The following is a 9,969-nucleotide window of genomic DNA, read 5'->3' as shown; positions in this document are numbered from 1 at the left end:
TTTCCTCGCTTTCAATTGGTTTCGACGACTTGATTGTAGCACAGAGGTGATATGCCTCTTTTTTATACAAAAATGGCGTCGATGGAGTTCTCCATCAACACCAAATATCATAGAACCAATCAATGATCACCGGCACTCGCTCACGTAGCGGTGCCGGTTTTTTAGTGAAAGTGGTGTCAAAATTAAATTTGTGAACGGCGGCATCCCTTGGCGCACTTGGGGTTGCGGCTACAATTTTATTTATGGTAAATTTCACTAGCTTTCTGCCAGAAATTCCCGTATTCTAGCAAAATAAGGGAGGCATCATCCATGAATGAAATTGAATTGACGCACGACGCACTGATCTTAGAGGCTCTCAACGTCCTCGCTCGCAAAGCCAAAATCACCCCCAGCGCCCTACTCCTGTTAAATTTCCCATTCACCGACGCCCAGTTGACCGGCTTGGACCAGTTCTTGAACCGTAGCCTCTTTCAACGCCAGGCCTTGACCGCCACGGACGTTGCCGAACAGCTGCACCACTTACGACCGGAAATGGCGGCCACGGATTACCATTTCTTGGCCCAAGACCTGATCAAGGCCTGGCAAAAGGAAGACCGCTACCACGGCCTGGTCTTCGCGTAGGCTGGACAACCTGACGATCCAGGATTACACTTACCTAATACGCGGGCTGAACTATTTAACGATTATTATTTTAACGTCCGGTTCATCCCCAGTTGATTTGGGAAAGGATCCGTCAGTATGCAAAAATCACTCCTACTGCTCACCGGTTGTCTGGCCCTCCTAGGCGGTGTTTCCGCCCAAGCGGCGACCAAGAACCCGACACCGGCCAATAAGTACCGCTACGCCGCTAAGAAGGCCGCCTATTACAATAAATCGACCAGCACCTACTACCGTTCTATCTGGACAACGGCCCGCAAGACCTGGAACGCCTCTAAGGCCTTCACCTGGTCGACCACGACCAACAAAAAATCCCGTTCCTTCACTACCACAGTGGCCAAGAATACGGGCATCTGGACCAACGCGACCGGCATGGCCTATAACGGCATGTCATTTGATCAAAACGGCAACCAGACCGGCGCGGCCATGTATCTCAACCGTAGCGTGCTCAAGAAATTTCGCTACACCAAAAAGCAACGCACCAACGTGGCCATCCACGAAATGGGTCACGCCTTAGGCCTCAAGCACAATAACAAGGGCTCCGTGAGCGTCATGAACCCGTCCAACCGCGTGCACGGCTTGCGCAACGTCGACATTCGCGGCGCCAAAAAGGTCTACGCCACCCCTGCTAGCACGTCCAAGGCCCTGGCGTCGGCCGCCAAGCCCAGTCTCACGGTCGACCATTTAAAGGACTACTCCAACAACATCACCGGCGTTGAACAGCTGGTCCATGATGCGGGCACCATCGTCGAGGGCACCATCACCAAGAGTGTGCCCCACCACCGCGCGCCGAAGAATTACTACACGACGCAGACCATCCGCATCGCCGACAAGTTCAAAGGCCAGACCGGCCAGACACTGACCTTCACACAGGGCGGTACCCCGGCCATGGCCGTCACCGACAGCGTGGTCCTGCACCCCGGTGAGACCGTGGTGGTCATGTTAGGTCGTCATGCCAACGGCCAATATTACGCCATCAATGATGGGCAAGGCCTGTTTCTCGATACCCATACCAATAATGGTCACGAACTCTTCGAACACGTGTCCGATCACGTGTTGTACACCGAGGAAATGTTGCATTAACAGCTAAAAATCGCTTAGAATCATTGTCACCCTGCGATTCATAGCGGGGACTGGCCGCCTACCGTTCCAGCAATCAACGCGTCACTTCTACTTGCAACCTTCAGGCACTGATCCTAACGAAAAAGCAGCCGCTCCGGAATTTCCAGAACGACTGCTTTCATTTACTCAATTTGAGCGATGCCAGTATTGCCAAGCCACCTCGATCAAGTCGATCACCGCGAACAATAGAACGAATCCCCCGACGGCTGCCACGAAGAAGACGCCGTAGTCGACCCAAAATAGTTCGCCCAAGGTGATGAGGTCCACAACCCCCTTCACCAGAAATACCGGCACTAACAAACACAAGAAAACCGCTAACAGACCCGCTGTTTGCAGGACCTGTTCCTTTAACAACCGTTGAAACTGCATCCCCGCGCCCCCTAGGCTCTGACCACCGCCCCACCTAGCGTTTAACTGACGCTCCCCTAAAGTTGAGTGGTCGAATAGTTCTTGCCTATAAGTATACGCTAGTTTAATCTGTAAACACCAGTCTGACCTGCTAGCTTCGTCAAAAAAGCCGCTCCGCCCAATCGCGAAACGACTTTTCTTATCCTCAGCTAATGAGATTACTTCCAATAAGCATACTTATATTGGGCGTCACTCATCATGGTGTATTTCAGACCGCCCACGGAATCGGAGACGAGGTGAGCCTTGGCTTGTTGATACAGTGGGACGAGGCCCGCTTGCTTGGTGACATAGGTGTCGGCTTGCTTCAGCAGGTCCCACCGTTGTTGCGTGGTGTGGTTGGTCGTGTCATCGACTTGCTTCATCAAATTGGTGAAGTGGGCGTTGTTCCACTTGGTAAAGTTAACGGAGCTGGTCCCGTCGGCCATTTGCAAGAAGTCAGCCGGGTCCCGCCAGTCGGTCGTCCAACCATCGAGGTCGATATCGAAGTTCCCTGCGGCGCCCTTGGCGATCTGTTGGGCCAACGGCATGGATTTGATGGTGAGCGATAGGCCGGGCATGTATTTTTGGGCCTGTTGTTGCAGGTATTGAGCGACGTGCTTTTGTTCATCGGTATCCGCCGTCAACAGTTCCAAATTAGCCTTCTTGATGCCCAATTCTTGCTTGGCTTGATTCCACAGTTGCGTGGCCTTCTTGGGATTGTAGCTCAACAGGTTGCCCACGTCGGCGGTAAAGTCCTTCCCCGTAGTTGGGTCATTGCCGTCACCGGTAGGAATCAGACTCTTCGCAGCGGCCGAACCGTCCTGGAGGACATTTTTGGTCAGCGCTTGCCGGTCCACCACATAAGAGAAGGCTTGCCGGATTTTGGTGTTGTGGGTCACTTTCTTCTGATCATTGAATTCCAAGAACCGCATCGAACTGTTCAACGTGGTCTTTAGTTCAGGATTATTGGCATTCTGCTTAATGTATTGTCCGGACAGGACCGTTTCTTGGACCTTCCCCGACTTGAATAGGTTGGCCGACGTCCCGGGATCCTTGACGACTTGAACGTTGACCTTGTCAATCTTCACGTTCTTGGCATTCCAGTAATGGGGGTTCTTCACGTATGACCAGCTGTCGGCCGAACCGCTCCACCCGACCAACTTATAAGGCCCTTCCGACAGGGTCTTGGCGGCGCTAGTACCATATTGACTGCCATATTTCTTAAAGAGGTCCGTCTTCATCGGATAGGCCGCCGTGGCCAAGATATCTGGCAACCAGGGTTGTGGTTGCGACAGGGTCAACTGTAACGTCTGCTGATCCAACGCCTTGACGCCCAAGGCCGACGGGTCCTTCTTGCCGGCTTGGACCGCATCATAATTCTTTAAATATTTCAACTTGTTGGCCACCTGTGACTTAGACTTGGGATTGACCTGCCAGTCAAAGGAAGTCACAAAGTCCTGCGCCGTCACGGGGTCGCCGTTGGCCCACTTGGCATTCTTCTTGATCTTGAAAGTGTAGACCGTGCCGTTTTGGGTTGGCTTAACCACCTTTTCGGCCACACCGGCGATGACCTTCCCATTTTTGTCGAGCGTGTAGAGTCCCTCTTCGGTCTGCGCAATCAAACTGGAACTGTTGCTGTCCCCTGAAATGGCTGGGTCAGCAGTGGCCGGATTGCCGACCATCGTCACGTTCAACGCCTTGTCATCACTACTTTGGGCCTGCGTGGTGCCACAACCGGCCAACGTCGCAATGGCCATGAAACCCAATCCTAATCCTAAAAGTTTTTTCATATTGATTACCCCTCAATTTTTGACCGGTCTCGCAAAAAAAGTCGCCCGTCCCTGTCGACCATCTCTGGCCAACAAGGGCGAACGACTCGCGGTACCACCTTGTTTTATCTCTCAGTGTGCTGATGCACCGTGCGGTAATGGGCACGACCCAGGTGAGGCTACTCCTTTCACGCCACCGACTTCCAGATGCGCTTCGCCCGGGCGTTTGATCCGGCTTCCATCATTCCGGATTCGCTAAACAAACGGTAGCGGGTTACTCTTCTGGCAACGTCTTCTTGATTGATATTAAATTTATCATCATTCACTTTTGCTGTCAATACTTTTATAAACATTCATTTTTATGTATATTTTCTGAATATTGGCGTTAAAAAAAGACAATCCCGCGTCGCCGTAGGATCGTCCTTTTGTATATTGGTCATTTAGGGGCATAAATGACCCCCTAAATTTTTTATTTATGCATATCCTGTTGCCGATGGCCCTGCGTCATGGTCGTCGTTTGCCGACTCACCGTTTTGCCCGCCTGACTGGTTGTTGTTTGCGTCTTGACTGCCACGTGCCCCTTGCCAGCGGTATCCAATTGCACGGCCGTTTGTCCGGAAGCCGGTTGAACGACCGAATCCGTCACAGTGGACTGACTTTGCGGGACCTGGCTGAAGAGGATTCCTCCAACCACTAGGCCCAGCAAAACGCCACTGATTCCCCTTGTCTTTTTTGTCATGTGCTGTCCCCTGATTTCCCTTTTGTGCGTAATACTTCCTCTTAGTCAATTATACACCCAAAAGGCAAATAACCTACTTATAAATTTCCACATTCTGACGGTTGCTGGAAATGACCACGCCGTTGGCCCCCAAAATCACCAGATTGGCGACCGCTGCGATCACAAACAGCAGGGTGTACGAGCCGTGGTCAATGACCAAGCCGCCAAATAACGGTCCAAAGGCCTTGCCGACGCTGGCCCAGGCGTTGGCCATCCCTTGGTATTTGCCCTTGACCGCATGCGGCGTCAAACTGTTCACGATCGCCGGAATGGCGGGAAAGGCCGTGGCCTCACCCAGAGTCAAGATCACCATCGCCAAGACGAAATGTAGATAGTCCTTGGCAAAGATCAGCGTCGCAAACGACAGCGCCACGAAGAAGATCCCCGCGTAGACCTGCAGATACAGATTGCTAAAGAAATTGGCCAACCAGTTGAGGATGGCTTGAAAGACTACGATCAGCCCAGCATTGATGGTCCACAACAGGCTGTATTCACGCATGGGAATACCCATACCGGTCATGTAGACGGACAGGTTGGAGACCCACTGCTCATACATCACCCAGATAACGACTAGGGAGATGAAAAAGGTCATCATGATCCGACGGTTGGGCCGCGGAATCGTCACGACCTGTTCCGTCTTGGCCACGACCTGTCGCTGCATGACCGCCGGCGCGTGGTAGCAGGTCACCACGACGACCAAGAAGCAAACGAACAGGCTGGCCGCAATCACGAACAACAGGGTCACACTCACGCTATAGACGAAGCCCACCAGTGCCGTCCCCAAGACGACCCCCAGGTTTTGCGCAAAGTAGAGCATGTTAAAGATGTAGCGTCCGTCGCGGCTATGGATCGTCGTTCCCAGCGAATTGACCATGGTCAGCGTCCAGCCCGATGCCAGCCCCAAAAAGATCAACGAGATGGGAAACGCCGGCCAGCCGTGATGCCAGATCAAGCTCCCCAACGTCACCAGTGAGGTCGTGACCCCACCCACCGTCAGGTAAAAGGGATTGTAGCGGTCAAACAACCGACCGCCGATGACGCTGCCCACCACGTTGGCCGAAGAGTACAACAGGAGAATGATCCCGACTTCGGTCAGCGAGGCCCCCAATCGGTTATGCATGTAAATCGTGGTCAAGGGCCAAATAAAACTCATGCCGATACTACTGAACAAGGCGCCCAACAGTAACCAGCGGAGTCGAATTTCGCGCATAAGCCGCCTTCTCTCTATGATTAGAATTCAATTAGATTCAGCTTACCATATTTCCCTAGGCCAGCACTACCCCGGCGGCGAGTTAATTGCTTTTTTGTGGGGGAATCCGTACACTAAGTGCGAAAGGAGCCCTACCCATGACCATTTTATTTATCAATGGCAGTCCCCGGCAGCACGGCAATACCGCGACGCTGGGCGAACGCTTTTTACATAACCTGCCCCACACCACCATCCAGCTGGCCGCCCACGATTTACACTTCGTTCAGGACCACCGTGACACCGACTTGCCTCAACAGGACCTCACAGACGACTACGAACAGGTGATGGCCAGCTTCGCCCAGGCGGACGACATCGTCTTGGGCACCCCGGTCTACTGGTACGGCATGACCGGCCAGCTCAAGGTCTTCATGGACCGCTGGTTTGATAGTTACACCAACGGCTTTGCTTTCGCGGGCAAACGCGTCTATTTGCTGGTCGTCGGTGCCGATGCGCCCCAGACCAAGGCTTTGGGCATCACCCAAGCCGTTCAGCACTCGTGTGAATGGCTGAAAATGACCTTCCAAGGTACGGCCACGGTCACGGCGGACGGTCCGAACGACGTCGCAGCCATGACCGACCTGCCGGCCAGCTACTGGCAGCTCGGTGCCAAGCTGCACGCCCAAAATTAAGCTGTTTCACGTGAAAGAGTTTGGGAAAAACTCCCAACTCACATAAAAAGGGACCATCCCAGAAATTGTCTAATTTCTGGGATGGTCCTTTCGTGTTCAGTTTAATTGACCGAAACGTGGCCATTAGGTGGCCGGTTGCGCCCACTTTTTAAACGGTATAATCTTCATCCATGATCAGCACGGGTTTGATGACTTCCCCACTGGTGGAAGCTCGGTCCGCCTCGTTGATGTCGGCGAACTTGAAGGTCTTTTCGAGCTTATCGAATGGGTAAAGTCCCTTTTGCCAGAAAGAGATCAACTTCTTGATTTCAATTTGGGGTACCGCGTTGCCCATTAGGACACCCACCACGGATTTTTGCGTGGCGACCAGGTCATTGAATGGCACCAGGTCCAGTTCCTTTTGGGAAACGGCCAGCGGTGCGAAGACCCCGTTAATGCCCATGGCATCGACCGCTTGTTTCATCACGGCAGATAATCCGGTCGTATCAACTGCGTAGTCAACCCCTTTGCCCCCGGTGAGTTCCTTGATGGCCGCAACGGCATCGACTTCCTTGGAGTTAACGGTCGCCGTGGCGCCAATTTCCTTGGACATGGCCAGGCGTTCGGGTACAATATCGACGGAAATAATTTGCGCACAGCCGGAAATCTTAGCGGCCATTAAGGCGGCGGAACCGACCGCACCGGTACCGAAGATGGCCATCGTGGAGTTCGGTTCTGGCTTCAAGGTGTTGAAGACCGTGCCGGACCCGGTGACGAAACCGCAGCCCAGTGGCCCGACCTTCCGCAAGTCAACGTCTTTGCCCACGACCGTGACGTTGCTTTCTTGAACCAACGTGGTCGTACTGAAGGACGCCTGGTTGAACATGCTGCCCAGGCCCTGGGTGGTATCATCCTTGTCCGTGAAGACGGGTTGGCCATTCGGTCGCTTGCCACTGCCCATGTTCAACGGCACCCACTGTTCACACGAGGCTGGCTGCCCGGCCAAACAGTTATCACAGGTACCATCGTAGGCGTAGGACAGAACCACGTGATCGCCCACGGCCACGCCACTCACGGCTGAACCGACCTTTTCCACGATACCGGCCCCTTCATGGCCCAATACGATGGGTAACGGTAAGTCGCCGGCATCGCCGACCCGAACGGCTTCATCACTATGACAAATTCCGCTCGCAACAATGTGCACCAAAACCTCCTTCGGCCCTGGTTGGTCGTCTACCAACACATTTTTCACAACGAATGGATCGTTTCGTCTCTCAACAACTGCTGCTTGCACTTCTTTTGCCATTTGTTCGCCACTCCTTTTTACTTTTGGTAACGCTTACATCATAACGGATTTTGTGAACAAACGTCAAGCATTATTTTTTACATATGTCCAAATGAGGCCACAAAAAAAACCACCGCTCGGGGAAAGCGATGGTCATCGGAGTAGGGGTAACGTCATTATATAAGAATGACGTTAACTATTTTTTCATTATTCCAGGGGAGGAGGAGTACATGAAAAAAGATTGTTAATCTTTGGTAGAAGCAACCGATTGGTTAACTTCTATGCTTCATATACTAATGGGAAAATATGATGAAACTGTGAACTTTCTGGCACACTCTTATGAATTTTGAATATGTTTATTATTGAATTCGTTATATCCTTAGTGGCCCAAGGGTTTTGGCCCGCAATCAATTTCTCATGACCCACCCATTTTTTCTAAAATCAGACACTAATTTTGACGTTTATACAGCCGAAAGCGGTTTATTCAAAATTTTATACAAAAAAGCCTGGACCAAATTTGTCCAAGCTCTGATGCAGCCATTTTGACTGGCCAAGATATGTGCTATTGTCCCGGTGTATAGGCCACCGAGGAGAACTTGTTAAACGACTTCACAAATAGCAATTTGACCGTTCCCCGCGGACCCGACCGGTTTTTCTCAATAATGACTTCGACTTCCCCGACGTCTTGATCGCCCTCTTCGCGCGGATCACTGTCGTTGTCGCCGCCACCATCTTCGTCGCCTTCGCGCTCGTAGTAGTCATCCCGATACAGGAAGGACACGATATCAGCATCTTGTTCGATCGATCCGGATTCTCGAATATCGGACAGGACTGGCCGCTTGTCTTGCCGCTGTTCCACGCCCCGTGAGAGCTGGGACAACGCAATGACCGGCACGTGCAATTCCTTGGCCAACTTCTTTAATTGCCGCGAAATATCGGACACTTCTTGTTGCCGACTTTCGTGGTTGGTCCCTTCGATCAGCTGCAGGTAATCGATCACGATCAGCCCGAGGTTACCTTTTTCCTTGGCTAACCGCCGACATTTGGCCCGAATCTCGGTAATCTTGTTACCGGCCGTGTCATCGATGTAAATGCTGGCCTTGGCCAGGCTCCCCATCGCCACGATCAGGTTTTGCCATTCTTCTTCCGACAACTGCCCGGTTCGCAGGTGATTGGCATCGATGGAGCCCTCCGCACACAGCATCCGGTTGACCAACGACTCGGCACTCATTTCCAAACTAAAAATAGCCACGGTCTTGTCCGTCTTGGTGCCCACATTTTGGGCAATGTTTAAGGCAAAGGCGGTCTTCCCGACAGCTGGCCGGGCGGCTAAAATCATCAGCTCGTCATCGTGCAGCCCGGTCGTCATCTTGTCGAGTTCCGCGTACCCGGTCGATAACCCGGTAATCACGTCGCCCTGTTCCGACAATTTATTAATTTCTTCAAAGGAACTGTTCAAGACGTCACGGATGGGTTTGAACCCCGACTGGTTACGGGTCTCCGCTACCCCCATGATGTCGCGTTCCGCGTTGTCCAGGAGGTCCGCCACGTCGCCATCTTGTTCGTAACCCTGCGTGGCAATGTTGGTGGCCGTTTGGATCAGTCGCCGCAAAATGGCCTTCTCCTGCACGATCTTGGCGTAGTAGGTCGCGTTGGCCGCCGTGGGCACGGACCCCGCCAGTTCGGCAATATAGGTGACCCCACCGACGTCATCCAACTCGTTTTTCGACGTCAAGCGATCGGTGATGGTGACCACATCGATGGCCTCATCCCGATCGTTTAAATCAATCATCGCTTGGAAAATAATCTGGTGTTCCCGGCGGTAAAAGTCCTCTGGGGCCAGGTATTCCAGCGCATCCACCAACGCGTCGGTACTCAAAAAGATCGCCCCTAAGACGGCCTTTTCGGCGCTGAGGCTCTGTGGTGGTGTGTGATCTGTTAGAACGTTATTATCCATGCTGTTTGATTACCTCTTTAGAAAAATCACCGACAGAAACTAGACTTCCATTTTACCATGGAATGGGGTCATGAGCGAATCTGAGGCTCGGCTTTTTTGTCCAACTGTGAGGGCCCAGCTGTTTCGCCCCTGGCGCGAACTGGTTGACACGAAGGCC

The 9,969-nt window shown here is 52.5% G+C and carries 9 protein-coding genes; 3 read left to right on the top strand and 6 right to left on the bottom strand.

Annotated features, from left to right (window positions below; translation table 11 throughout):
* The first annotated feature begins 309 nt into the window (after positions 1-309).
* On the top strand, positions 310-621 hold the full coding sequence (locus EGT51_RS05830) for a hypothetical protein (RefSeq protein WP_135367821.1): 312 nt from the start codon (positions 310-312) through the stop codon (positions 619-621).
* 117 nt (positions 622-738) lie between these two features.
* Positions 739-1,740 carry a matrixin family metalloprotease gene (locus tag EGT51_RS05825; RefSeq protein ID WP_135367820.1) on the top strand — a complete coding sequence of 334 codons (1,002 nt, stop codon included), beginning with the start codon at positions 739-741 and terminating at the stop codon, positions 1,738-1,740.
* A gap of 165 nt (positions 1,741-1,905) precedes the next feature.
* Here EGT51_RS05825 and EGT51_RS05820 read toward each other — a convergent pair whose 3' ends face one another.
* From EGT51_RS05820 to EGT51_RS05805, 4 genes are all read right to left on the bottom strand, one after another.
* Entirely contained in the window at positions 1,906-2,148 is a 243-nt protein-coding gene (locus tag EGT51_RS05820) for a hypothetical protein (RefSeq protein ID WP_135367819.1), read from the bottom strand.
* Positions 2,149-2,345: 197 nt separating this feature from the next.
* Positions 2,346-3,956 carry a peptide ABC transporter substrate-binding protein gene (locus EGT51_RS05815; RefSeq protein WP_135367818.1) on the bottom strand — a complete coding sequence of 537 codons (1,611 nt, stop codon included), beginning with the start codon at positions 3,954-3,956 and terminating at the stop codon, positions 2,346-2,348.
* A gap of 448 nt (positions 3,957-4,404) precedes the next feature.
* The gene (locus tag EGT51_RS05810; RefSeq protein WP_135367817.1) at positions 4,405-4,674 is read right to left on the bottom strand and encodes a hypothetical protein; all 270 of its coding nucleotides are present in this window, start codon (positions 4,672-4,674) and stop codon (positions 4,405-4,407) included.
* Positions 4,675-4,747: 73 nt separating this feature from the next.
* Positions 4,748-5,923 (bottom strand): MDR family MFS transporter, encoded by a 1,176-nt coding sequence (locus EGT51_RS05805; protein WP_135367816.1) that lies wholly within the window; start codon positions 5,921-5,923, stop codon positions 4,748-4,750.
* A gap of 137 nt (positions 5,924-6,060) precedes the next feature.
* Here EGT51_RS05805 and EGT51_RS05800 point away from each other — a divergent pair, with 137 nt between their 5' ends.
* Positions 6,061-6,591: a flavodoxin family protein gene (locus tag EGT51_RS05800; protein WP_135367815.1), complete on the top strand. Its 531-nt coding sequence runs from the start codon at positions 6,061-6,063 to the stop codon at positions 6,589-6,591.
* A gap of 148 nt (positions 6,592-6,739) precedes the next feature.
* Here the strand turns inward: EGT51_RS05800 and EGT51_RS05795 are convergent, their stop codons facing one another.
* On the bottom strand, positions 6,740-7,876 hold the full coding sequence (locus tag EGT51_RS05795) for an NAD(P)-dependent alcohol dehydrogenase (protein ID WP_135367814.1): 1,137 nt from the start codon (positions 7,874-7,876) through the stop codon (positions 6,740-6,742).
* A gap of 541 nt (positions 7,877-8,417) precedes the next feature.
* Positions 8,418-9,812, bottom strand: coding sequence for a replicative DNA helicase (dnaB, locus tag EGT51_RS05790; RefSeq protein WP_135367813.1), 1,395 nt, complete (start codon positions 9,810-9,812; stop codon positions 8,418-8,420).
* Positions 9,813-9,969 lie beyond the last annotated feature (157 nt).

It is taken from the genome of Levilactobacillus suantsaiihabitans (assembly GCF_004745505.1).
Taxonomy (GTDB): domain Bacteria; phylum Bacillota; class Bacilli; order Lactobacillales; family Lactobacillaceae; genus Levilactobacillus; species Levilactobacillus suantsaiihabitans.
The sequence above is the reverse complement of the archived record's forward strand: the minus strand, read 5'-3'. Positions and strand labels throughout refer to the sequence as shown.